This window comes from Stappia sp. TSB10GB4 (genome assembly GCF_900185745.1).
Classification (GTDB): Bacteria; Pseudomonadota; Alphaproteobacteria; order Rhizobiales; family Stappiaceae; genus Stappia.
The window spans coordinates 1-24,222 of record NZ_FYAV01000054.1; the positions used below are offsets into that span (position 1 = coordinate 1).

21 protein-coding genes and 2 pseudogenes are annotated in these 24,222 nt (G+C 67.8%); 17 read left to right on the forward strand and 6 right to left on the reverse strand.

All coding sequences use genetic code 11. The features are described from left to right. Positions 1-794: flagellar biosynthetic protein FliO (locus TSB10GB4_RS13600; protein WP_186396200.1), on the reverse strand; the 794-nt coding region annotated here is incomplete at its 3' end. 405 nt (positions 795-1,199) lie between these two features. Here TSB10GB4_RS13600 and flgB point away from each other — a divergent pair. The 7 genes from flgB to cckA all read left to right on the forward strand — a co-directional run bounded on the left by flgB (position 1,200) and on the right by cckA (position 7,230). After that, the gene (gene flgB / locus TSB10GB4_RS13605; protein WP_186396201.1) at positions 1,200-1,607 is read left to right on the forward strand and encodes a flagellar basal body rod protein FlgB; all 408 of its coding nucleotides are present in this window, start codon (positions 1,200-1,202) and stop codon (positions 1,605-1,607) included. Between the two features lie 50 nt (positions 1,608-1,657). Further along, positions 1,658-2,068, forward strand: a complete 411-nt coding sequence (gene flgC, locus TSB10GB4_RS13610; RefSeq protein ID WP_186396202.1) for a flagellar basal body rod protein FlgC — start codon at positions 1,658-1,660, stop codon at positions 2,066-2,068. Between the two features lie 38 nt (positions 2,069-2,106). Continuing rightward, complete coding sequence (gene fliE, locus TSB10GB4_RS13615; RefSeq protein ID WP_186386299.1) at positions 2,107-2,421, forward strand: flagellar hook-basal body complex protein FliE; 315 nt, start codon at positions 2,107-2,109, stop codon at positions 2,419-2,421. Between the two features lie 58 nt (positions 2,422-2,479). After that, positions 2,480-2,755, forward strand: coding sequence for a flagellar biosynthesis protein FliQ (gene fliQ / locus TSB10GB4_RS13620; protein ID WP_186386300.1), 276 nt, complete (start codon positions 2,480-2,482; stop codon positions 2,753-2,755). Positions 2,756-2,761: 6 nt separating this feature from the next. Then, positions 2,762-3,535 (forward strand): flagellar biosynthetic protein FliR, encoded by a 774-nt coding sequence (fliR, locus tag TSB10GB4_RS13625; protein ID WP_186386301.1) that lies wholly within the window; start codon positions 2,762-2,764, stop codon positions 3,533-3,535. A 4-nt stretch (positions 3,536-3,539) separates the two neighbouring features. After that, positions 3,540-4,616, forward strand: a complete 1,077-nt coding sequence (gene flhB, locus TSB10GB4_RS13630; protein ID WP_186396203.1) for a flagellar biosynthesis protein FlhB — start codon at positions 3,540-3,542, stop codon at positions 4,614-4,616. 70 nt (positions 4,617-4,686) lie between these two features. Then, positions 4,687-7,230, forward strand: a complete 2,544-nt coding sequence (gene cckA / locus TSB10GB4_RS13635; RefSeq protein WP_186386303.1) for a cell cycle histidine kinase CckA — start codon at positions 4,687-4,689, stop codon at positions 7,228-7,230. Positions 7,231-7,298: 68 nt separating this feature from the next. On the opposite strand, the gene TSB10GB4_RS13640 is transcribed toward cckA, so the two are convergent. The 3 genes from TSB10GB4_RS13640 to TSB10GB4_RS13650 are packed head-to-tail and all read right to left on the reverse strand — an operon-like array spanning position 7,299 to position 9,518. Further along, positions 7,299-7,952 carry a lysophospholipid acyltransferase family protein gene (locus tag TSB10GB4_RS13640; protein WP_186396204.1) on the reverse strand — a complete coding sequence of 218 codons (654 nt, stop codon included), beginning with the start codon at positions 7,950-7,952 and terminating at the stop codon, positions 7,299-7,301. A gap of 7 nt (positions 7,953-7,959) precedes the next feature. Then, positions 7,960-8,904 (reverse strand): phosphatidate cytidylyltransferase, encoded by a 945-nt coding sequence (locus TSB10GB4_RS13645; protein ID WP_208984789.1) that lies wholly within the window; start codon positions 8,902-8,904, stop codon positions 7,960-7,962. After that, positions 8,901-9,518: a CDP-alcohol phosphatidyltransferase family protein gene (locus tag TSB10GB4_RS13650; protein WP_186386305.1), complete on the reverse strand. Its 618-nt coding sequence runs from the start codon at positions 9,516-9,518 to the stop codon at positions 8,901-8,903. The genes TSB10GB4_RS13645 and TSB10GB4_RS13650 overlap by 4 nt, the downstream gene beginning before the upstream one ends. A 161-nt stretch (positions 9,519-9,679) precedes the next feature. Between TSB10GB4_RS13650 and TSB10GB4_RS13655 the strand changes: the two genes are divergently transcribed. The 8 genes and pseudogenes from TSB10GB4_RS13655 to TSB10GB4_RS24050 all read left to right on the forward strand — a co-directional run. Then, a complete protein-coding gene (locus TSB10GB4_RS13655; protein ID WP_186396205.1) occupies positions 9,680-10,627 on the forward strand; it encodes a PfkB family carbohydrate kinase in 948 nt (315 codons plus the stop codon). A gap of 134 nt (positions 10,628-10,761) precedes the next feature. Further along, positions 10,762-11,736, forward strand: coding sequence for a pseudouridine-5'-phosphate glycosidase (locus tag TSB10GB4_RS13660; protein WP_186396206.1), 975 nt, complete (start codon positions 10,762-10,764; stop codon positions 11,734-11,736). A gap of 149 nt (positions 11,737-11,885) precedes the next feature. Next, a complete protein-coding gene (locus TSB10GB4_RS13665) occupies positions 11,886-13,064 on the forward strand; it encodes a cell surface protein (RefSeq protein ID WP_186386308.1) in 1,179 nt (392 codons plus the stop codon). 87 nt (positions 13,065-13,151) lie between these two features. Beyond that, a complete protein-coding gene (locus tag TSB10GB4_RS13670) occupies positions 13,152-14,090 on the forward strand; it encodes a DUF6384 family protein (protein ID WP_186396207.1) in 939 nt (312 codons plus the stop codon). A 76-nt stretch (positions 14,091-14,166) separates the two neighbouring features. Continuing rightward, a complete protein-coding gene (locus tag TSB10GB4_RS13675; RefSeq protein WP_186396208.1) occupies positions 14,167-15,615 on the forward strand; it encodes a hypothetical protein in 1,449 nt (482 codons plus the stop codon). 354 nt (positions 15,616-15,969) lie between these two features. Beyond that, positions 15,970-16,464 carry a hypothetical protein gene (locus tag TSB10GB4_RS13680; RefSeq protein WP_208984791.1) on the forward strand — a complete coding sequence of 165 codons (495 nt, stop codon included), beginning with the start codon at positions 15,970-15,972 and terminating at the stop codon, positions 16,462-16,464. Between the two features lie 264 nt (positions 16,465-16,728). After that, positions 16,729-17,511, forward strand: coding sequence for an inositol monophosphatase family protein (locus tag TSB10GB4_RS13685; RefSeq protein ID WP_186396209.1), 783 nt, complete (start codon positions 16,729-16,731; stop codon positions 17,509-17,511). A 160-nt stretch (positions 17,512-17,671) separates the two neighbouring features. Beyond that, a pseudogene (locus TSB10GB4_RS24050) lies at positions 17,672-17,770 on the forward strand (zincin-like metallopeptidase domain-containing protein); the annotation flags it as partial. Between the two features lie 787 nt (positions 17,771-18,557). Here TSB10GB4_RS24050 and TSB10GB4_RS24055 read toward each other — a convergent pair. Further along, positions 18,558-18,672: pseudogene (locus TSB10GB4_RS24055) on the reverse strand (IS256 family transposase); the annotation flags it as partial. A gap of 544 nt (positions 18,673-19,216) precedes the next feature. Between TSB10GB4_RS24055 and recA the strand changes: the two are divergent. Further along, a complete protein-coding gene (gene recA, locus TSB10GB4_RS13695) occupies positions 19,217-20,296 on the forward strand; it encodes a recombinase RecA (RefSeq protein ID WP_186396210.1) in 1,080 nt (359 codons plus the stop codon). 704 nt (positions 20,297-21,000) lie between these two features. Here recA and TSB10GB4_RS13700 read toward each other — a convergent pair. Next, positions 21,001-21,282, reverse strand: coding sequence for a hypothetical protein (locus TSB10GB4_RS13700; RefSeq protein ID WP_186386313.1), 282 nt, complete (start codon positions 21,280-21,282; stop codon positions 21,001-21,003). Positions 21,283-21,532: 250 nt separating this feature from the next. Here TSB10GB4_RS13700 and alaS point away from each other — a divergent pair, with 250 nt between their 5' ends. Continuing rightward, entirely contained in the window at positions 21,533-24,211 is a 2,679-nt protein-coding gene (alaS, locus tag TSB10GB4_RS13705) for an alanine--tRNA ligase (RefSeq protein WP_186396211.1), read from the forward strand. Positions 24,212-24,222: the final 11 nt, after the last annotated feature.

Sequence of the window (24,222 nt, forward strand, 5' to 3'; positions counted from 1 at the left end):
GGCTGGCCGCCCAGCGGGCGCAGCGGCGGGCGTGCCGCGGGCGCCTCGGGGCGCGGCGCGGTCTGAACCGGTGCCTGACCCGATCCCTGACCCTGCGGCTGGTGAGCCGGGCTTTGGGCGGTGGGCGCCTCGCCGCGCGCGGATGTGGCGGAGCGGGCAAGACCGGCGACAGCGGCACCGGCGGCCGCAACGGAGGCTCCGGCGCGTTTCAGCGGCGAGGCGTCGCCGCCTTCCGCGGGGCGGCGCGGTGCGGGCGCAGCCGGCGGTAGCGGGCGACGGGGAGCGGGCTGGGGAGCCGCGGCCGCCTGGGGCATGGACGTTTGGGGCATGGACGCTTGGGGCGTGGACGTCTGGGCAGGCATGGCCGGGGCAAATGTTGCGGCCGGCTGCGGCGCCGGTGCGGCCGGCTGCGGCTCGATCTCGGCCGGGACATAGGGGGCGGGCATCTCGGCGCCCATCGCCGGCTGGCGCGGATAGGCCTGGGAGATCGGCACGCCGCGTACGATGTTCTGCTCGACGACCACGTCGCTGGGGCCGCCGACCAGCAGCAGGTGCTCGACATTGTCGCGGCGGATCAGCACGAGGCGCCGGCGCGCATCGAGCGATGCGGCGTCCATCACCGCGATGCGCGGCTGGCGCGAGCGGCTGCCGAGGCTGCGGCTGCCGGCGATGCGGCGCAGCACCCAGACAAATACCGATATCAGCGCCAGGACGATCGCCACCGCGAGAAAGAAACCGATGCCGCGGGCCCAGCCCGGTTCCATCTGGAACGTGTCAACCAGCCAACTTGTCATGCCCTTCGGCCTCTTCCTGTTCGAGGGTGCGCCCGCCGGCCATGCGTGTCACAGCCTGACGGCCCGGTCTACCCGTCCGTCCAGCGACGGCAATCCCCGCGCCTTAACCCCGATCCGTGGCATCGCGCAACCGGTCATGCCGGACGAACGCGCGCGAATCCTGCCTCACTGCACCCTGTTTAGCCGTTTTGCGCGATTCTCTCAAAGAGGCAAGGTTAACGCATCTCGGCAAAAAATGCCGATATCCGCCGCCAATTTGCAAGCCGCGACCGTGCCTTGCGCGGCGGGGTGGGCAAAATCGGCGGGGTCACCTTGCAGAAACGTTAATCGTTAACTTCTCGTTAACCATCCACCCGGCAGGATCTGCCTAGTCGTTAACCTTCGTCGCAACGGGAAGCGCACCCCATGTCGATCTCGGACCTGCCGCTGTTTCAGGCGCTCAAGTCGAAGATGCAGTGGCACCAGAGCCGGCAGGGTGTGCTGGCGGAAAACGTCGCCAATGCGGATACGCCCGGCTTTCGCGGCAAGGATCTTGCAGCCTTCAGTTTCGAGAAGGCGCTGGCCTCGCGCACCGTCGGCCTGGCGACGACGCGCACCAGCACCGCTCATATCGTCGGCTCGATGATGCGCGAGAGCGGCGGGGTCGCGCGGGACGATCCGAGCGGCTTCGAGATCACCCCCGACGGCAACACGGTGGTGCTCGAGGAGCAGATGATGAAGGTGACGGCGAACCAGATGGACTACCAGACGGTTGCCTCGCTCTACCAGAAGGGGCTCGGCCTCATCCGCACCGCCCTGTCGCGCAGCGGCTGACGCGCCCTGAAACCCCACCGATCAGGCCCTGAGGGCCGGGGAGTTTGCCCGTGGATTTCGTCAAGTCGATCTTCATCGCCGCCTCCGGGCTCAAGGCCCAGAACGGCCGCATGCGGATCATCGCCGAGAATATCGCCAATGCGGATTCGACCGGCCGCACGCCGCAGGAGGATCCCTATCGGCGCAAGGTTCCGACCTTCAGCACGGAACTCGACCGCAAGCTCAGGGCCGATGTCGTGGCGCTTGGGCCGGTCGAGTTCGACAACACCGACTTCAAGACCCGCTACGAGCCCGGGCATCCTGCGGCCGACGAGAGCGGATATGTGCGCACGCCCAATGTCGACACCTTGATCGAGATGGTCGACATGCGCGAGGCGCAGCGCTCCTACGAGGCCAACCTCAACCTGATCACTGCGACGCGGCGCATGCTGCAGAAGACCATCGAGATCCTGCGCGCCTGATCGGGCCGCGCCCGCATCCCTTTTCGGAGAAGAGTGCCATGTCCACGCCGTCGATCGCCGCAACCGCCTATCGCATGACGTCCGCGCTCGCTGGAGCGAATCAGGATACAAAGCTGAAGACTTCGTCTATGCCGACGCCTGACTTCGCCAATATGGTCAAGTCGGCGGTGGAGCAGGTGGTCGATCAGGGCCGCGCGGCGGACAAGCAGGCACTGGCGCTGACCGAGGGCAAGGCGAATGTCATCGATGTCGTCACCGCGGTCGCCGAAACCGAGGTGGCGCTGGAAACGCTCGTTTCGGTGCGCGACCGGGTGATCTCCGCCTATCAGGAGATCATGCGCATGCCGATCTGAGCATGAGCCCCTCCGCCGGTCGGTGCCGGCGGGGTGCGGGCGAAGCGGAAGGAAGATCATGACCGGGCCGGAGGTCCTCGACATCGCCCGCCAGGGCATCTGGACCTTGATCCTCATCTCCGCGCCGCCGATGGTCATCGGCCTGCTGGTGGGCGTTGTCATCGCGCTGTTCCAGGCGCTGACCCAGATCCAGGAAATGACGCTGGTCTTCGTGCCGAAGATCCTGGCGATCTTCATGACCCTTTTGATCGCGCTGCCCTTCATGGGGCAGGTGCTGGAGGCCTATACCGCCCGCCTTGCCGACCTCATCATCTCCGGTTCCGGCAGCGGGTAGCCGGTCATGACCGTCGACGTCTCGCTGCTTCCCCAGGTGGCCTTGCTGTTCATGCTGCTCTTCGCCCGGCTCGGCACCATGCTGATGCTGATGCCGGCGCTGGGGGAGGGATCGATCCCGCCCAATGTCCGCCTGGCGGTGGCCCTGCTGCTGACCCTGGTTTTCTACCCGATCGCCGCCCCGCTCTACGCGGTCGATGTGACCGCGCCGCTGGGGCGGGTTGGGGTGCTGTTGGCGGCCGAGTTCGCCGTCGGGTTTTTCATCGGCCTCGGGGCGCGGTTCATCACCTATACGCTGTCCATCGCCGGCATGATCATCGCCAACCAGTCGGGCCTCGCCTTCGCCATGGCGACCGATCCGACCATGGATGGCCAGCAGGGGGCGGTGATCGGCTCGTTCCTCAGCCTGCTCGGGATCACGCTGATCTTCGCCTTCGACCTGCATTATCTCGTGATCGCCGCCATGCATGACAGTTTCCGGCTGTTTCCGCCGGGCAGCGGCATGCCCGTCGGCGACATGGCCGAGCTTGCCACGGTGCTGGTGGCGGAGGTGTTTTCCATCGCGCTGCGCCTTGCCGCGCCCTTCATGGTGGTCGGCCTGGTGTTCTATTTCGGCCTTGGCCTGCTCAACAAGCTGATGCCGCAGATGCAGATCTTCTTCATCGCGATGCCGCTCAACATCACCATTGGCGGGCTGATGCTCTTCGCCCTGCTGACGACGATGATGATGTGGTATCTGTCGCATTTCGAGACGGCCGTCGGCCGGTTCATCGCGGGGTAGGGCGATGGCCGAACAGAACGACGATGCCGAGAAAACAGAAGACCCCACGCAAAAGAAGCTGGAGGACGCGCTCAAGAAGGGCGACGTCGCCAAGAGCCAGGAGGTCTCCACCTGGTTCGCCATGCTCGGCACCGGCCTGGTGGTGGCGCTGCTGGCGCCGGGGGCGGCCGACAGTCTGCAGGCGGCGCTGCGCGGCTACCTTGCCCATTCGCACCAGATCCCGGTCGACGGCGGTGGCCTCTCGCTGCTGTGGCGCGACACCGGCCTGAGGATCGGCGCGATCCTGGCGCTGCCGCTGCTGCTGCTGCTCGCGCTGGCGGTGGCCGGCAATGTCATCCAGCACCAGTTGGTCTGGTCGGCGGAGCGGATGAAGCCGAAACTGTCGAAGATCTCCCCGGCAGCCGGCTTCAAGCGGCTGTTTTCCTCGGAAAGCCTCGTCAACTTCGCCAAGGGGCTGGTGAAGATCGTCGTGGTCAGCGGCCTGATGGTCGCCGTGCTCTGGCCGCAGCGCAACAAGATCGACACGCTGATCTTTCGCGAGACGACGATGCTGCTGGAGGAGGTGCATCTCCTCATCCTGCAGCTCATCGCGGCGATCCTTGCGGTGATGACCGTGGTCGCCGGCCTCGACTACCTCTGGCAGCGCAAGAAGTGGTTCGACAAGCAGAAGATGACCCAGCGCGAGGTCAAGGAGGAATACAAGCAGACCGAGGGCGATCCGCTGGTCAAGGGCAAGATCCGCCAGTTGCGCATGGAGCGCTCGCGCCGGCGCATGATGGCGGCGGTGCCGGAGGCGACGGTGGTGGTCACCAACCCGACCCACTACGCGGTGGCGCTGAAATACGAGCAGGGCATGCAGGCGCCGATCTGCGTTGCCAAGGGCGTCGACGCGGTGGCGCTGCGGATCCGCCAGGTCGCCCGCGACAACGAGGTGCCGGTGGTGGAGAACCCGCCGCTCGCCCGCGCGCTCTACGCGCTGATCGAGATCGATCAGGAAGTGCCGGAAGAGCAGTATCGCGCGGTGGCAGAAGTGATCGGTTTCGTTTATCGAATGCGGGAACGCCGCGCCTGGCGCAGCTAGGGACTGATTCCGGACCGCGACCGGCGGATGCCGACGAGAGGCTGGCGCGCTGTCGCCACGGGGTATGTGAATGAGCAGAAGTGAGAGGGGTCCGACGTCTCCCGCGTTCGAGCGGCAGGAGCGGTCAGGCAGCGTCCTGCTGCTGATCCTGTTTGCCGTCGGGCTTGTCGGCGCCGCGACCGGCCTGTCGCTGATGGATCGCCAGGAGGCCGAGCCCTGGGTTCTCGGCCTTCTCGGCATGCTCGCCGTCGTTGGTGTCTTCTCGCTCTTTGCCGGCGCCATCGGCCTGCTGAGCTTCTCCTCGCGCGCGCCGGCAAGTCCGGTTCCGGCCGCCTTTCTCGACACGATGGAGGACGGCGTGCTCGTGACCGAGCGCGACGGCCGCATCGTCTATGCCAACGACGCCTATGCCCGGCTGATCGGTGCGCAGGGTCTTGCCGAGATGCGCGGCGTCGAGCGGGTGTTTTCCAGCGACCCGGCCGCCACCGACGCGATCTTCCACCTGACGCGGGCCGCGGAGGCCGAACGCGCGGCCGAGGAGGAGATCCGCCTGCCGCATCCGCTCGGGTCGAACGACGGCGAGCCCTGCTGGTACCGCGTGCGCGTGCGGCCGCTGTCGCTCGCTTCCGGGCGCGGCGCGGCGCGGGCCTGCACGGTGTGGCAGCTCTCCGACATCAGCGGCGACCGCACCGAGCAGGAAACCTCGTTTCAGGAATTGCAGCGGGCGATCAACTTTCTCGACCATGCGCCGGCCGGCTTCTTCTCGTGCGATGCCGCCGGCCGGGTGGTCTATCTCAACGCGACGCTGGCCGACTGGCTCGGCTACGATCTGGTCAGCTTCGAGGCCGGCTCGCTTGGGGTCAGCGAGTTCATGCGCGGCGATGGCGCGGAACTGCTGCTCTCCGTGCAGGGCAGGGCGGGCGAGGTCAAGACCGAGACCTTCGATCTCGACCTGACCACGCGCGGCGGCCGTTCGGTGCCGGTGCGCATCCTGCACCGGGTGCCGTTCGGCGCCGGCGGGTTGCCCGGCGAGAGCCGGTCGCTGGTGCTCAACCGCTCGCGCGGCGAGGATGCGGCCGAGGCGCTGCGCTCCTCCGAGGTGCGCTTCGCCCGCTTCTTCAACAACACGCCGATCGCCATTGCCTCGATCGATCACGACGGCGGCATCAGCAAGACCAACGCCCCCTTCGTGCGGCTGTTCGGCACGCCGGACAGCAGCCAGGGGGCGCCGAAGCTCGTCGACCATGTCACCGCGCCCTCGCGTCCGGCGCTGATGGAGGCGCTGGCCGCCGCCGCGGAAGGGCGCAGCGAGATCCCGCCGGTCGATGTGCGTCTCGACGAGCGCGAGGACGGCCGCTCCGCCACCGTCTATGTCTCGGCGGTGCGCGACGGCGAGGGCGATGCGGATGCCGCCATCGTCTATGTGCTGGAGACGACCGCGCAGCGCGTGCTGGAGGCGCAATTCGCGCAAGGCCAGAAGATGCAGGCGATCGGCCAGTTGGCCGGCGGCGTGGCGCATGACTTCAACAATGTGCTGACCGCGATCATCGGCTTTTCCGACCTGCTGCTGGCCAGCCACCGGCCGAGCGATCCGTCCTTCCAGGACATCATGAACATCAAGCAGAACGCCAACCGGGCGGCAGGCCTGGTGCGGCAGTTGCTTGCCTTCTCGCGGCGCCAGACGCTGCGGCCGAAGGAGTTGGCGCTCAACGACGTCTTGGCGGACCTGTCGATCCTGCTCGACCGCCTGCTTGGCGAGAAGGTGGAGCTCAGCGTTGTGCATGGGCGCGACCTGTGGCCGGTGATGGCCGATCTCAACCAGTTGGAGCAGGTGATCGTCAACCTGGCGGTCAATGCGCGCGACGCCATGCCGGAGGGCGGCCGTCTGACCATCCGCACGCTCAACGTGCCGGAGGACCAGTCGCGGTCCTATGATGGCACGCGCGGCATGCCGGTCGCCGAATATGTGCTGATCGAGGTCACCGACACGGGCACCGGCATGACGCCCGAGGTGATGGAGAAGATCTTCGAGCCGTTCTTCTCCACCAAGGAGGTGGGCAAGGGCACCGGTCTCGGCCTCTCCACCGTCTACGGCATCGTCAAGCAGACCGGCGGTTTCATCTTCTGCACCAGCGAGATCGGCAGCGGCACGACGTTCCGCATCTTCCTGCCGCGCCATGTGCGCAACGAGGCCGAGCAGGTGGAGGTGAAGCCGGTCGAGGCGCCGCAGCTCACCGACCTGACCGGCTCGGCCACCATCCTGCTGGTCGAGGACGAGGAGGCGGTGCGCGCCTTCGCCGCCCGGGCGTTGACCTCGCGCGGCTATACGGTGCACGAGGCCTCGAGCGGCGCCGAGGCGCTGGAGATCATGGAAGAGACCGACGGCGAGGTGGATCTCGTCGTCTCGGACGTGGTCATGCCGGAGATGGACGGGCCGACGCTGCTGCGCGAGCTGCGCAAGACGCGGCCGGACCTCAAGATCATCTTCGTCTCCGGCTATGCGGAAGACGCCTTCGAGAAGAACCTGCCGGAGAACGAGAAATTCTCGTTCCTGCCCAAGCCCTTCACGCTGAAGCAACTGGCAACGGTGGTGAAGGACGTGCTGGCGAGCTGAGGGCGCTCGCCGGGCGCACGCCAGTCGGGGGCGCCTATTCCCAGGGGGCGCCTATTCCCAGGGGGCGCCTATTCCCAGGGGGCGAAGGCCTTCTCCGCCGCAAGGGCGGCGAAGCGGTTGGCGAGCATCTCCATGAAGGCGGCGCGCTCGCCCGGCCAGCGGATCGGCTCGCCGACGAAAATGTCGCAGAAGAACGGCACCAGCAGGAACGATCCCTTCGGCAGCGCCTTGCCGAGCCCATGGGTGAAGACCGGCACGACGGGGGCGTCCGGGTTCTTTTCGGCGAGATGGGCGATGCCCTTCTTCAGCGCGGTCATCTTTTCCGGTTCGCCGCGGCTGCCCTCGGGAAACAGGATCAGGATCTCGCCCTTGGCCAGGGCGGCGTGGCATTCGGCCAGCGGGTCGGCGCCCGGTACCCCGTCCTTCCGCTCGCCGGGTTTGCGGACGATCGGGATGATGCGCAGGATGTTGAGCGAGAACCACGCCATCGCCCTGTTGGCGAGGAAGTAGTCGGCGGCCGCGACCGGGCGCAGCAGATGCAGCTTCGACAGCGGCATCAGGCACATCAGCACCAGCGTATCGAGATGGCTGTTGTGATTGGCGACGATCACTGCAGGCCCATGCTCCGGCAGCCACTCGCGGCGCCGCACGTTCAGCCCCAGCACGAACAGCACGACGGTGCGCACGGCCAGGAAGAACAGGGTCTGCAGCACGCGCGTCATTGTGCCCTCACGTGTGGAAGTAGCGCACGAAGTGGAAGAACAGCGGCGCGGTGAAGGTCAGGCTGTCGATCCGGTCCATGATGCCGCCATGGCCGGGAATCAGCGAGCCGGTGTCCTTGACGCCAAGGTCGCGCTTCACCGCCGAGACGGTGATGTCGCCGATGAAGCCGGCGGCGGCGATCATCAGTCCCGCGGCGGCGGCTTGCTGCCAGCCGAAGGGCGTCACCAGCGGCGCGACCAGCACCGCAACCGCCGTCGTCGTCAGCAGCCCGCCGAGGAAGCCTTCCCAGGTCTTCTTGGGGCTGACCACGGGCACGATGGGGCGGCGGCCGAACAGCCGGCCCCAAGTGTATTGGGCGACGTCGTTGAACTGGGTCAGGAACACCAGATAGAGCAGCAGGCCGGCGCCGGCCTGCGGGTCGGTGTTGCCGGTCACCGGCAGCACCAGCAGGAAGGCGGCATGGCTCAGCGAGAAGACGCAGAGCATCAGGCCCCAATTGAGCGTGCCGACCGCCTTCAGGAAGCCCTCCGTCTGTTGCGACAGCAGCATGGCGAAGGGCAGGAACAGGAACATGTAGACCGGGATGAACACGGCGAACATGCCGTACCAGCCGTCCGCCACCCAGTAATACTGGACGGGGATCGACAGATAGGCCCAGAACAGCACCCGCCTGTCGGCCCGGCGCGTCGGGATCATCGACAGGTATTCCTTGAAGGCGAGGAAGCTGACCAGCGCGAACAGCACGATGGAGAGCGTGTGGCTCAGCAGGAAGGCGGCGGTGAACAGGGCGATCATGCCCCACCAGCTCGCCGTGCGGCTGACCAGCTCGGAATGGTCGCGCTCCGGCTGCAGGCGCTTCAGCGCGAAGACGACGATGCTGGCGAGGATGAGGATCACCCAGATGCCGGCGATGGCAAGCTGCAGCGGCGTCAAGCCGGAAAGCTGGGTCACGGGCGGCCCTCCCGGACCTCGGCAAGCGCCTTGCGGGCGCGGTTGAAGATGGTGAGGGCGGCCGGCAGCAGCGCGATCGCCAGCACCCAGGTGGCAAAGGCCGGGCCGACGATGCCAAGGCCCAGCAACAGGCCGAGCGTCCCGAACAGCACCGCCCGGTCGCTCTTGCCGAGCGGCCCGTCATAGCGCCGCGAGGCGCCGATCTGCACGCCGACGACGCCCATCATCTCGCTGATCACGGCCAGCAGGCACAGGCCGACCACCGCCACCGGCGAGACGCCGGGCACCAGCGCGAAGGGCAGGTAGAGCGCCAGGTCGGAGGCGACATCGCCGAGCTCGTTGAGCACGGCGCCGAGCGCCGATTGCTGGTGATGCTCGCGGGCCAGCATGCCGTCCATGGCGTTCAGCGCCATGCGGACGAACAGCACCAGCGGCAACAGCGCCAGCGGCAGTCCGGCCGCGGGCCATAGCGCGATGGCGAGGCCGGCGATCGCCGACAGGGCAAGCGCCGCCAGCGTCACCTGGTTGGCGGTGATGCCGGCGCTCGCCAGCCGGTGCACGAGCGGCCGCAACAGGTCCTGGAATCGGGACTTCAGGTCATAGACGGTGGCCATGGTCTCGCCGCTTGCGCTGAGGATCAGAGTTCGGTTCAGCCTGAACGTGAGACAAGCGCTTTTTCTCCCGTCGCGCAACGGGATAACCGGCGAAGCCACTCCCCTCGGCTTTCGCGAGCCGGTATAAGCGGCTGCAAGGACAAGGCCGGAGACCCGCCCGCATGCCGATTGCCGCCTTTGGCGCCATCCATCTCGACACGATCGCCCATGCGGACCGCCGGATCCTGCGCGAAACGTCGACGCCGGCGTCGCTTGCCATACGGCCCGGCGGCGTCGCCACCAATGTGGCGCGCGCGCTGGCTCGGCTCGGCTGCCGCGTGTCGCTGGCCGGCCGGCTGGGGCGCGAGGCGGAGGCCGACGGGCTGCTGGCGCACCTGGCGGGGGAAGGCGTGGACACCGGCGCCATCCGCCGCGCCGACCTGCCGAGCGGGCGTTATCTCGCCCTGCACGATCCCGACGGCACGCTGGCGGCGGCGGTCGTCGATGCCCGCATCACCGAGACGCTGGAGCCCGGCGCATTGCTGCCGCCGACCAAGGCGCAGGAGGCGTCCGCTTGCTGGTTTCTCGACGCCAACCTGCCGCAGCCGCTTCTGGTGGAACTGGCCGAGGCGGCGGCAGGGCGGAGGCTGGCGGCCGACGCGGTGTCGCGGGCCAAGGCTGCGCGGCTTGCCCCGATCCTGCCGCGGGTCGATCTGCTGTTCTGCAACCGGGCGGAGGCCGCGGCCCTGCTCGGGCGCGACAGCGAACACGACGAGGGGCAGCAGGAGCCGGGCGATAGCGGGGCGGAGGTGGCAACCGCGCTGGTTACGGCCGGCGCAGGCGCCGTGGTGATGACCCGGGGCGCCGCGCCCGTGCTGCTGGCAACGCGCGGCGGCATCGACGAGATCTCGCTGACGACCCGCGAGGGCGCAGCCGCCCCGGCGCCGAGGATCGTCGACGTGACCGGGGCGGGCGATGCGCTGATCGCCGGCACTTTGGCCGGCCTCGAACATGGCCTCGCGCTCGCAGACGCGGTCGCGGCCGGCATGCGGGCCGCTGCCCTGACACTGGAAAGCCCCGGCGCGGTCGCCGGGACGCTGAACTGGCCGGCCATCGCGCCGAATGGCTAGCTGTGCTGCGCCCCCTGTCATGCGCCACCCTGTCATGCACGGGGCGAGGGGCCGACGCCTCGACAGCGCCGCCGCGCCGGTCCTATAAGACGGTCCGCATCCGGCTGGACGCGGCAGAACGGAGTGACGTCGACATGCTGGGCAAGGACATCAACGGGCTGGGCCCGGTTCTGCGGTTGGAGGAGGAGGTCGCCGACGCGCTCGCCGAGGGGCGGGCGGTGGTGGCGCTGGAATCGACCATCATCACCCATGGCATGCCGTGGCCGAGGAATGTCGAGACCGCCCGCCAGGTCGAGGCCGACATCCGCGCTGGCGGCGCTGTGCCGGCGACGATCGCCGCGCTCGACGGCGTGCTGCATATCGGCCTGTCCGACGGAGCGCTGGAGCGGCTGGCCAGGGCCGAGGGCGTGATGAAATGCTCGCGCGCCGATCTCGCCATTGCATTGGCGACCGGCCGTCCCGGCTCCACCACCGTCGCCGCGACAATGATGGCGGCCCATGCGGCCGGCATCGCGGTCTTCGCCACCGGCGGCATCGGCGGCGTGCATCGCGGCGCCGAGACCAGCTTCGACATCTCCGCCGATCTCGACGAACTCGCCCGCACCCCGGTCTGCGTGGTGGCGGCCGGCGCCAAGGCGCTGCTCGACCTGCCTAAGACGCTGGAAGTGCTGGAAACGCGCGGCGTGCCGGTGATCGCCCACGGGCAGGACGCCTTCCCGGCCTTCTGGTCGCGCGACAGCGGCCTTGCCGCGCCCTACCGGATGGACACGGCGGAAGAGATCGCGGAGCTGCTGGCGCTGCGCGCCCGCATGGCGGGCCATGGCGGCGTGCTGGTCGCCAATCCGGTGCCGGAGGCCGACGAGATCCCGCCGGCCGAGATCGCGTCAGTAATCGACCAGGCGGTGGCCGAGGCCACCGCACGCGGGGTCGGCGGCAAGGCGGTGACACCCTTCGTGCTGGCGATGATCTATGAGCTGACCAGGGGCCGCAGCCTCGTCACCAACATCGCGCTGGTCCGCAACAATGCCAGGCTCGCGGCGCGGATCGCCGTTGCGCTCGCCGCGCGGGAGCACGCAAGCCGCACCGGGCGTCTCGCCTCTGACGTGTAACTGCCGCATTTTATGTGCTTAACTCGCTGCGACCGGCAGACGGGGGGCGCCGAACGACCCATCCGCCGCCGATCGCCGCAGTCCAACGCGAGGCTGCCTCATCGCCCGGCGGGCGGCGACGGGGGCAAGACAGGAAGACAGAGGCCAAGATGGCGGAAACAGCTCAGACCGGACTTTCCCCGATGCAGTATCTCGACAAGGCCGTGGCGGCCCTGCGCGACATGGGCCTGATGCCCGACGGCACCGTCGAGGCGCCGATCAACGCGCTGCTGGAAAAGATCTCGGACCTGTCGCCGGACAGGATCGCGGTGATCACCCGCACGCTCGGCCAGGCGCAGACCTTCAACGAGGTGGTGCGCAACGAGATCCAGGCGATGTCGATCGGCGAGCGCTACGAGGCGATCACCGAGGCCTTCAACTCGATCCGCGACGACGCCAAGAGCATGGTCGACCAGCTTGCCGACGGCAAGATCTCCTTCATGGAGAACCTGTCCAACAAGTGGCGCGACATGACCCGCGGCACGATTTCCGACCGTTTCGGCAAGATCCGCCAGACCTATCTCGACGTCGCCCGCGACACCAAGGATCAGATCGAGCGCGAGCGGCGCATTCTGGAGGCCTATCGCGACTTCCGCGGCGCGCTGAAGCAGGCCGAGATCCTGGCGCTCGAAGTCCTGAACACCGCCACCGCCCGGCTCGAGGACACCAAGGCGGCGCTGGAGGCCGCCAACCGCGAGGTCGAGGCGCATGACGGCGCCGATGCCGCGGCCAAGGCGCGGCTGGAGTTCGCCCGCGACGAGAAGATGCGGGCGATGCAGGACGAGGAGAAGCGCTACCAGATCGCCAAGGATCTCTCCGACAACCTGACCATCGGCTACAACACGTCGGAAGTGATCATGGCGCGGCTGATGCAGACGACCAATGCCAAGGAGCGGGTCTATTCGCAGGCGATCAGCTTCTTCTCGACCAACGATTCCGTGCTCACCGCGCTCAATGCCTCCTTCACCGGCCTGCACGGCCTGCACGAATCGACCGAGGCGCTCAACGCCATGAAGGAAGGCGTGTCGAAGTCGCTGGAAACCCTGGCGGAAATCGGCGACGCGGTGCAGGAGGCGGCGCTCAAGGCCGGCTACGGCCCCACCGTGCAGGCCGCTGCCGTCAAGAAGCTGGTCGACTCGGTCATCAACTTCCAGGTCCATTCGCGCGAGATCATCAACGAGATGCGCGTCATGTCGACGAAGAACTCCGAAGAGATCCGCGACGCGGTGGAGGACGGCAAGCGCCGGCTTGCAAAGCTCGCCGCGCAGGGCAACATGCTCGGCGCCTGAGCCACCCGCAAGGGTACGGTATGATCACGACCGGTCGCGGGCTTCCGGGGCCGGTCCCGCCGCAACGGGCCGCAGGGGAACGCGTGCATGGCCTCCGACACCGCCTCGACCAGGGCGCCGCTCGACGAGTTGATGATGGCGATGGACGTGGTCGACACGCTGCGCCACGACGAACGCATCGCGCTGAAGGAACTGGGCTCGGACGAACGCGATGCCGCGATGATCCAGCGGCTGCGGGAGATCTATACGAGCCAGGGCATCGAGGTCTCCGACCGGATCCTGCGGGAGGGGGTGGAGAACCTCAAGCAGAACCGCTTCGTCTACAGCCCGCCGGCCGTCGGCTTCCAGCGGTTGCTGGCGCTGGTCTATGTGACGCGGCTGCGCTGGGCCAAGGCTATCCTGATCCTGCTGCTGCTGGCGGCGGCGGCGGTTCTTGCCTGGCGCTTCCTCGTCGTCGCCCCGCGCGAACAGGCTGCCGAGGCGCTGCGCATCGAACTGACGCAGACCCTGCCGACGCGGATCGCCGAGACGGTGCGCCGCATCGGCGAGGTCGCCGAGGAAACGGCCGCGCGCGAGCAGGCGGCGACGCTTGCCACCGCCGGCCAGGCGGCGCTCGCGGCCAACGACGCGGGCGCGGCGCGCAAGGCGCTCGCAGACCTTGCCGCGCTGGAGGCGCGCCTGTTGCAGGTCTACGACATCCGCATCGTGTCGCGTCCGGGCACGCCGACCGGCGTCACCCGCATCCCCGAGGCCAACACCTCGGCGCGCAACTACTACCTTGTTGTCGAGGCGGTGGCTCCGGACGGGAGCGTGCTGCCGCAGAACGTCACCTCGGAGGAGGACGGGGCTCGCAAGACCGTCACCATCTGGGGCCAGCGGGTGCCGCAATCCACCTTCGACGCGGTGCGCCGCGACAAGGAGGAGGACGGGATCGTCAGCAACCCGGTGCTTGGCGTCAAGGCGCGCGGCCGCCTGCAGCCGGAGTGGCGGGCGCAGGTCGAGACGGGAGCGATCACGCAATGGTAGCCGAGGCTGAGGGTGCCGAGGCGGCGGCCGGCGGGACACCGGCCGGCATGCGGGATACGGCAGGGGACAGGTTTTCATGGTGAGCGGACGTCAGACCCTCGGCTCCATCGAGCGGGCGCTCGGCGAAGTCCGGCAGGAGGAGGACCTTCTGCGGCGGCGCATCGACGACGCCATGCGCGAGATCAACGATCTGCGCACGGTCGAGCTGGAGGCCTTCCGCGAACTTGCCCGCTTCCGCCTGCGCGAAGGCGGCGACAAGGCGTTCGGCCAGCGCATCGACAAGGACGAGGCGGAAGCCCGGCGGCAGTTGGAGCAGCGCGAATTGGCCTTGTCGGCGCTGCGTGCCCAGCACGACACGCTGGTCCGCGACATTGCCGCCCTCACCGAGCAGCGCCGCCGCCTGACGCGCGAGCGCGATGCGGCGAGCGACCGGCTCGACGGCATCCTTGCCGCGGTGGACGAGAAACTCGCCACCGATCCGGACTACACCGCGCAGCGCGCCGCGGCGGAGGCCGCCACCCGCACCGCCGAGGCGGCGCGGGCCAAGGCGCGCCAGGCGCAGGAGGACCGCGCCACAAAGAGCAAGGCCTATGAGGCCGACGCCCTGTTCCTCTATCTGTGGAAGCGCGGGTTCGGCACCTCGTCCTACCGTTCGGGCGGCATCATCCGCATGCTCGACCGCTGGGTGGCACGGCTGATCCGCTACGACGACGCGCGTCCCAACTACGCCATGCTGGTGGAGATCCCCGAGCGGCTCGCCGCCTATGCGAGCGACCGCGAGGCGGAGGCGCAGGCGGAGCAGGCGAAGCTCGGCAGCCTGTCGCGCCGGGCGGCGGCCGAGGTCGCCGGCGAGGATCTGGCCGCCACCATCGAGCGGGCGGAGGCCGAGATCGAGGACACCACCGCGGCGCTGGAGAAGCTGGAAGCGGAGCTGGAAGAGCTGGCAAAGCGCGAGCAGCCCTATCTTTCCGGCGAGGATTCCGAATTCCGCACCGCCGAGGAGGCCTTGCTGCGCTCGCTTCGGTCCGAGGAACTGTCGACCCTGTGGCAGGAGGCGCTGGCCACGCCTTCGCCCGAGGACGAGCGGATCGTCCGCCGGCTGCAGGATCTCGATGCCCGCATCGCTTTGCTGAACAGCACGACGGAGGACGACCAGCGCAACCTGCGCGATCTCGGCCGCCGGCGCGACGAGCTCGCCAAGGTGACGCGGCAGTTCCGCCAGAAGCGCTACGACACCTGGGATTCCACCTTCGACGACGACAGCCTGACCGGCGTGCTGCTCGGCGAACTGGCCAAGGGCGCGCTGTCGGGGGCGGATTACTGGGCGCGGGCCGAGAAGTCGCGCAAGCGGCGCAAGCGCCATGGCGGCGGCGTCGGCTTTCCCGGCGGCATCGGCCTGCCGGGCTCCATGGGCGGCTCGGGAGGGAAATCGGGAGGCGGCTCAAGCGGGGGCTTCGGTGGCGGCGGCTTCGGCAGCGGCGGCTCTTTCGGCGGCGGTGGCTTCAAGACCGGAGACACGTTCTGACCGGCGACACGTTTTGACTGGCGGAAGGTTCGCCGGACCTGACGGGCGCCTGTCCCGGCCATAGCGCTCCTCCCGGCGGATTGTTGTCCGACGAGACGCCGTTTCCGGCACACTTGTAGCCTGCGACCTGGGGCCGGAGCCGGAAGTTGCATTTTTGCCTGCATCGGCGTCGCAGTTGCGGTCAGGCCCATTCGCCGGGGTGCCGGCCCCCGCAGTCTTTGTTAACCTTGCTGGCGCAAGCTTGCGCTTGCGCGAAAGTTCCGCCGGTCCCCCTCCCGGGGCCGCCCGGATGTCCCGCCCGCCGTCCAGCCTGTCTGGGGGCGGGCCGTTCCAGTCTGCTTGGGGAATGCCGTAATGCTGTTCCGCCTGACCCTTGTCCTTCTTGCCGCCACGGCCCTTGCCTCCTGCCAGAGCCAGCGCCGTGTCCCGGTGACCCCGGTGGAGCCGCAACAGGCGGTGCTGACGGTGCCGGCGGGGGCCCAGTCGATCAGCGTCCGGGCCAATCCGGAGACGATCCGCCAGACCATCGTCGCCAATGCGACGGAGCGCGGCACGCCGATCGCCCAGAACCAGCCCAACATGGTGGTGCTGGAGCGTACGGTGACGGAGCCGAATCCGGCGCTCGACAGCGAATTCGGCCCGTCGGACAACGGCCCGCGCAGGTTCCGCATCCGCGTGCGCTTCCAGGGCACGGACTGCGACACGCTGGTGGTGCAGGACGTCGCGGTGATCAACAATGCCGGCACCGCGCTGGAGCAGGTCTTCACTCTCACCCAGCCGCAATACAACCCGCGCGACAGTCTTGTCGGCCTGAAGTCCAAGGCGGAAGCCGGCGGCCGCTGTATCTGACGCCGTTTCATCTGACCGGGGCGCCGGGGATCCGCCCGGCGACCTGTCGCCAGCGGCGGCTCCGCAGGCCTGTCTGCGGCACTGCCTGCGGAGCAGGGCGCCCACCGGCGGCCCGCACCAGGCTCTCGGGCCGACGCGCAGGAGCAACGCCGAAGAGCCGCATGCGGGAGAACTCCCTGTTGTTGGAGCCCCAATGTTCACGCCTACCCGTCATTCAGCCGTTACCGGGCGAAGGCTAAAGGAGCCATTTTCCGAGAGGTAGCGATGCACGAACTCGATCACATCCTTGCGGCGGCCCTGAACCTCGCCGAGTCTGCGGCGGGTCTCTCCGCTCAGGCGTGGCACAGCGACCTGGCGGTGACCTACAAATCCGATGGCTCATCGCTGACAGAAGCCGACCTGTCCATCGAGACGATGTGGCGGGAGCGGATACGGCAGCAGTTTCCGTCTCACGGCATTCTTGGCGAAGAATACGGTTTTGAAACCGGGAGAAGCGCTTTCACATGGGTTCTCGATCCGATTGATGGCACACGCCAGTTTGGAACCGGACTCTTGAACTTCGCGTCGCTGATCAGCGTATGCCGTGACGAATCTCCGGTTCTGGGGATCATAGACATGCCTGTGCCAGGCGCGCGCTATGTCGCCGCAGAGGGGAAAGGCACGGTCTTCAGTGGTCGGCTCGTTCGAAGCAGCGGGAGGCGCGAACTTGATGAAGCTGTCATCAGTCTGGCAAATCCCGACAGTTTCAGAGGCGACAGCGCCTCGGGGTACCGACAGTTGTTGTCGACCGGAAGGTTGAGGGTGTTCGATGGCGGGGCACCCGCCTACGGCGGACTTTCACGTGGCCTGATAGATATCTGCCTTAATGGAGATGATCTGGATGCGTACGACATCTGCGCTTTGTGCCCGGTTGTACAGGAAGCAGGCGGCGTGATCTCTGACTGGAAGGGGCGGCCCCTGACGTTGACGTCCAGTGGTGCCATCGTCGCATGCGCATCGCCAGAGCTTCACTCAGTTGTCTTGGACCAGCTACTGCTACCGGTGTGAACGGCAAGTTCCACAGGCTTCGTCGCTTTCCATGAACTGGATTTTGCCGAACCGCCACATGGCCGAACCCCGGCAAGCCCGCCACCGAACTCGGCCATGCGGCATAATCCGGCTTACGGCATAATGCGTCTTATGCCGATATCGGCATAACGGTGACTCGACCCGGCATCCATCGCGCCTCGACCGGGATCTTGGTCGCAAGAAGCGGGGCGATGAAGGCTACGCAATGGAGGGGTTGGTCGCCGAACTCGGCGCCGCCGATGCGCAGCGCGCGGCGGATTCTCTCGGGGGCATGCAAAAAGCGCCAGCGGCGACACGCCGCCTCTCTCCCGCGTCCTCCCGGACGGCGCGCCAGCGCCGCGCCGGGATCGGGGAGCCCCCGCGCCAACGGTCTCACACCTGAGTGTTGCCACACACGCCCTCGGCTCCCCGGTCCGGATCTCGCGTTGCTCGTCCGGGAAGACGCCAGGAGAGGTTGGCCATAAGCAAGGGCAGAAACGATGCGCGGGCCGGTGCCTCACACACAGGCTGTCGTTCCGGTTCCGGCGAAGCCGGAGACCGGGAACCCGTAACCACAGGTCGTGCGGATCGAGCCGTTGGGCTGGCCGCAGAAGACCGGAGGCCTCCGCTGCTGCAAGACCGTCCGCCCCGGGATCGACGAGCCGAGGGCGTTCGCGGCAGCGGTGCGCCGGCCGCAGGCCAAGCTCCTCTCTTCCCCTCAAGGGGGAGGTGTCGGCGCCGCCGGCAGAGGGGGGAAAGCGCCAGCGGCGACATGCCGCCTCTCTCCCGCGTCCTCCCGGACGGCGCGCCAGCGTCGCGCCGGGATCGGGGAGCCCCCGCGCCAACGGTCTCACACCTGAGTGTTGCCACACACGCCCTCGGCTCGCCGGTCCCGGATCTCGCGTTGCTCGTCCGGAAGACGCCAGGAGAGGCCGGCCGTAAGCAAGGGCGGAAACGATGCGCGGGCCGGTGCCTCACACACAGGCTGTCGTGGTTGTGGGCGTCAAGTTCTGCGAATTGGGGCGGCCGTGAAGCTGATCATGCGGCCTACGGAGTTCGAGCTTCTTGTTCTCTCTGAGGTCGTCCATGTTGAGGTATCGGTTGGCCTCCATCCAGTTTTCGTTGGTCTCGACGGCGCGCGCGCACAAGGCGCAGATATGACGGCCGAGAAAGCGGCCGACGTGCCCGGCCGCTGCTGCGCCACTTCGGGCAAGGCAAAGTGCGTCTGGGGGCAAGGCAAAGTGCGTCCGAGGGCAAGCCGCCGCCTATCCGGGCTCGGTTCAGCCTCTTCCGCTGTTCTCACCAACCGTTCCTGTCCGTGCTGCGTGGTCTCTGTGCTGCGTTGTCTCCGTCTCGCGCCGGGTCCTGGGTGCTCACTCGATACCTGCTCCCGTCTCCGATCTGCTGCCCGGCCGCAGTCCGCCCGCATCCCTGCGCGCCCTTGTGCGAAGATCCGGTCGGACACGGGCCGCTGCCGTCAGCGCCGGCTGCGACAAGCGACCCGGCGCTGACGGAAGACCAAACCGATTCTCCCGCCGCGGTGGCGCGCGGGGACACTCGACATCCTATCGGAACACAAAAGGAACACTATCCTATAAATCGAGTTCTATCAATAGCTTGATCTCTCTTGTGCAATGAGAACAAAACTGGTACAAAAGCGCAGTTTGAATCGCCGGGCGCGGCGTGAAATAAGGATGGTAGCCTCATGGCACAGAATTCACTCCGCTTGGTCGAAGGCATTCAGATGGACAAGAACAAGGCGCTCGACGCCGCCCTTTCGCAGATCGAACGCGCCTTCGGCAAGGGCTCCATCATGAAGATGGGCCAGGGCCAGGTGGTCGAGGTGCAGACCGTGTCGACCGGCTCGCTCGGCCTCGACATCGCGCTCGGCATCGGCGGCCTGCCGCGCGGCCGCATCGTCGAGATCTACGGGCCGGAATCCTCCGGCAAGACGACGCTGGCCCTGCACACGGTTGCCGAGGCCCAGAAGAAGGGCGGCATCTGCGCCTTCATCGATGCGGAGCATGCGCTGGATCCGATCTATGCGCGCAAGCTCGGCGTCAACATCGACGAGCTGCTGATTTCCCAGCCGGACGCGGGCGAGCAGGCGCTGGAGATCGCCGACACGCTGGTACGCTCGGGCGCCATCGACGTGCTGGTGGTCGACTCGGTCGCGGCCTTGACACCGAAGGCCGAACTCGACGGCGAGATGGGCGACAGCCTGCCGGGCATGCAGGCGCGGCTGATGAGCCAGGCGCTGCGCAAGCTGACCGCCTCGATCTCGCGCTCCAAGTGCATGGTCATCTTCATCAACCAGATCCGCATGAAGATCGGCGTGATGTTCGGCTCGCCCGAGACGACGACCGGCGGCAATGCGCTGAAATTCTACGCCTCCGTGCGCCTCGACATTCGCCGGATCGGATCGATCAAGGACCGCGACGAGGTGGTCGGCAACCAGACCCGCGTCAAGGTGGTGAAGAACAAGCTCGCCCCGCCGTTCCGCCAGGTCGAGTTCGACATCATCTATGGCGAGGGCGTCTCGAAGATGGGCGAACTCATCGATCTCGGCGTCAAGGGCGGCATCGTCGAGAAGTCCGGCGCCTGGTTCTCCTATAACAGCCAGCGGCTCGGCCAGGGCCGCGAGAACGCCAAGCAGTTCCTGCGCGACAACCCGGCGCTGGCCGACGAGATCGAATTGGCGATCCGGCAGAATGCCGGGCTGATCGCCGAACGCATCACGGATCCCTTCTCCGAAACCGACGACGACGGCGCCGCCGACGATTGATATGATGCCGCCCGGCTCTTGTGCCGGGCGGCTCGCCTGACATGTGCCGGACAGGCATCCTAGAGCCCTTTCGGCCAATTCGAAGTCAATTCTGCTTCTCGATTGGAGCGGCGATCCGGCGTCGAAACGGTCGCCGCGCGATACCTTCGCATCGGGCAAGACCGGTTCGGCGTCGGGTGCCCGCCAATGTCGGGCGCCCACCAATGTCGGGTGCCCGCCAATCGGAAGCCCTGCGGGACGGGCGATTTTGCGCCAATTCCGGCGCAAAGCCCCTTGTCCGTCTCCAGATACGGCCTGCGTGCCTTTGCTTGACCTTGTCACAAAATCGCTCCGTCAGAATGGCTCCGAATTGGCCGAAAGGGCTTTAGCCGCATCAAGTGGGTGCGGGAACCGGAGCGCAACATCGGCGCGGAGAAAAACGCCCTCCAGCCGTGTCTCGTCGCGGTCGCTGTCCTTGGCCGGCGAAGGGCGGCATGACGGGGGGGTGCATGACGGGTGGGTGCATGACGGGGGGATTGAACTCCGGCCATCTTGAGCGTCAGCGCCGTGGCATCACCGCCGTGAAGGCGCCTCGCCCGGGCCGCCAGTCTCAGGTGATTGCCCTTGAGTGGCAGCCGCCGGCCTCCGTCCCCTTTGACTTCGCCCTTGGTCCTTGCCCCGGGCGCCTTGTCCTCGCGTCGTGGACATGCGGGGCGTGTCCTTCGTCAGCCGGACGCCTGCGCCTCCTCGATGTCCTTGACGACCTGCTCGATCAGGGGGCGCGACTGATCCGTCACGGCTGGCCAGGTGCGCACGCAGGTGACGAGTTCGCGCTTCTCCGCAGCCGTGATCTCGTGCGCGGTCAGGGTTGCGATGTAGACATGCGGCGGAGGATTCTTGCGGAAGCTCGAGATATAGGTCCGTGTCCCGGACCAAAAGCGGTTCTTGCATTCCCATCCCATGGCACATCTCCCGTTTCCGGTGCGGGTCTTCTGCGTGACAGCCATGCCGCGACTGTTCCACATCGGGCACACGGTTTCCATGCAGGAGAGTACGCAGGTCGGCGCCTGTACCGTACCGGGTGGGGCGGGTGCCTGATCAGGGAAGGCAAGCCGGGGCGCGGTGCGGGCGATACTGGACTTGTCGCCGGGGCAAAGCTAAAAGCGGCTCGAGATCTTGGACATGGCAGGACTTGGCGGGAACGCTGCGCGAGACGTCGCGGCAGGGTCGTCAGTCCAGGGAGCATTGGACGGCTTTATGAGCGGCGTAAACGAAATCCGGACTACCTTTCTCGACTATTTCGGGCGCAACGGTCACGAGATCGTCGCATCGGGTCCGCTCGTGCCGCGCAACGATCCGACGCTGATGTTCACCAATGCCGGCATGGTGCCGTTCAAGAACGTCTTCACCGGCCTGGAGAAGCGCGACTATCAGCGCGCGACGACCGCGCAGAAATGCGTGCGCGCCGGCGGCAAGCACAACGACCTCGACAATGTCGGCTACACCGCGCGCCATCATACGTTCTTCGAAATGCTCGGGAACTTCTCCTTCGGCGACTATTTCAAGGACCGGGCGATCGAACTCGCCTGGACCCTGATCACCAAGGAATTCGCTCTGCCGAAGGAGCGGCTGCTGGTCACCGTCTATGCCGAGGACGACGAGGCCTTCTCGCTGTGGAAGAAGATCGCCGGCCTGTCCGAGGACAAGATCATCCGCATCCCGACCTCGGACAATTTCTGGGCGATGGGCGATACCGGTCCCTGCGGCCCGTGCTCGGAGATCTTCTACGATCACGGCGATCACATCTGGGGCGGCCCTCCGGGGTCGCCGGACGAGGACGGCGACCGCTTCATCGAGATCTGGAATCTCGTCTTCATGCAGTACGAGCAACTGCCGGGCGAGCGCATCACCCTGCCGCGGCCGTCGATCGACACCGGCATGGGGCTCGAGCGCATCGCCGCCGTGCTGCAGGGCGTGCATGACAATTACGACATCGACCTGTTCCGGGCGCTGATCTCCGCCTCGGAAAACGCGGTCGGCGCCGAGGCGGAAGGGGCGCAGCGCGCCAGCCACCGGGTGATCGCCGATCACCTGCGTGCTTCGAGCTTCCTGATCGCCGACGGCGTGCTGCCGTCCAACGAGGGCCGCGGCTATGTGCTGCGCCGGATCATGCGCCGTGCCATGCGCCACGCCCATCTGCTGGGCGCCGAGGAGCCGCTGATGTGGCGCCTGGTGCCGACCCTGGTGCGCGAGATGGGCCGGGCCTATCCGGAGCTCGCCCGCGCCGAGGCCTTGATCACCGAGACCTTGAAGCTGGAGGAGCGCCGCTTCCGCAAGACGCTGGCGCGCGGCCTCACGCTCCTGGACGAGGCGAGCGCCGGTCTCGGCGAGGGCGCCGAGTTCGACGGCGAGACGGCGTTCAAGCTCTACGACACCTACGGCTTCCCGCTCGACCTGACGCAGGATGCCCTGCGCGCGCGCGGCGTCAGCGTCGATCTTGCCGCCTTCAACACCGCGATGGAGCGCCAGCGCGCCGAGGCGCGCGCCGCCTGGGCCGGCTCCGGCGAGGCGGCCACCGACACCGTGTGGTTCACGCTGAAGGAGCGCTGCGGCGCCACCGACTTCCTCGGCTACGATGCCGAGACCGCCGAGGGCGTCGTCGCCGCGATGGTGCGCGAGGGCGGCGAGGCGATGGAGCTGAAGCAGGGCGAGACCGGCTTCGTCGTGCTCAACCAGACGCCGTTCTACGGCGAGTCCGGCGGCCAGGTCGGCGACACGGGCCGCATGCGCGGCGAGGGCGGCGTCGAGCTCGAGGTCACCGACACCCAGAAGAAGGCCGACGGCCTCTTCGTCCACGAGGTGCGGGTTCTCTCCGGCAAGGTGACCGTCGGCCTGCCGCTGGAACTGCTGGTCGACGGGGCGCGGCGCGGCTCGATCCGCGCCAATCACTCGGCCACCCACTTGGTGCACGAGGCGCTGCGCGAGGTGCTCGGCACCCATGTCGCGCAGAAGGGCTCGCTGGTCAGCCCGGAGCGGCTGCGCTTCGACTTCTCCCATCCCAAGCCGATGTCGGTGGAGGAACTGGCCGAGGTCGAGGAGATCGCCAACCAGATCGTGCTGCAGAATGCGCCGGTCGAGACCCGGCTGATGGGCGTCGACGAGGCGATCGAGGAGGGCGCGATGGCGCTCTTCGGCGAGAAATATGGCGACGAGGTGCGCGTCGTCTCGATGGGCCGGGCGCTGCGCGGCGACAAGGCGGGCAAGACCTATTCGCTGGAACTGTGCGGCGGCACCCATGTGTCGCGCACCGGCGATATCGGCCTCGTCACGCTGGTGAACGAGGGCGCGGTTGCCGCCGGCGTGCGCCGCATCGAGGCGTTGACCGGGGCGGCCGCCCGCCGGCATCTCGCCGGGCAGGATGCGCGGGTGCGCGAGATCGCCTCGGTGCTGAAGTCGGGCCAGGCGGAGGTGACCGAGCGCGTCGCGGCACTGGTGGAGGACAAGCGCCGGCTGGAGCGCGAGCTTGCCGACACGCGCAAGAAGCTCGCCATGGGCGGCGGCGCGGGCGAGGGCGACAAGGGCCTGCGCGAGATCGGCGGCGTCAAGCTGATGGCGCGCATCGTCGAGGGGCTGAACCCGAAGGATCTCAAGGGCCTGGCCGACGAGGCCAAGGGCCAGATCGGCTCAGGCATCGTCGTGCTGGTCAATGCCTCGGACGACAACAAGGCGGCGATCGTCGTCGGCGTCACGGGCGACCTGACCGGCCGGTTCAACGCGGTCGAGCTGGTGAAGCTCGGCTCGGAGGTGCTGGGCGGGCGCGGTGGCGGCGGCCGGCCGGACATGGCCCAGGCCGGCGGTACCGACGCCTCGCAGGCGGAAGCGGCGGTTGCCGCGATCGCGGCGGCGCTGGAAACGGCCGCGCCGGCCGAGGCCTGATCCCATGGCGA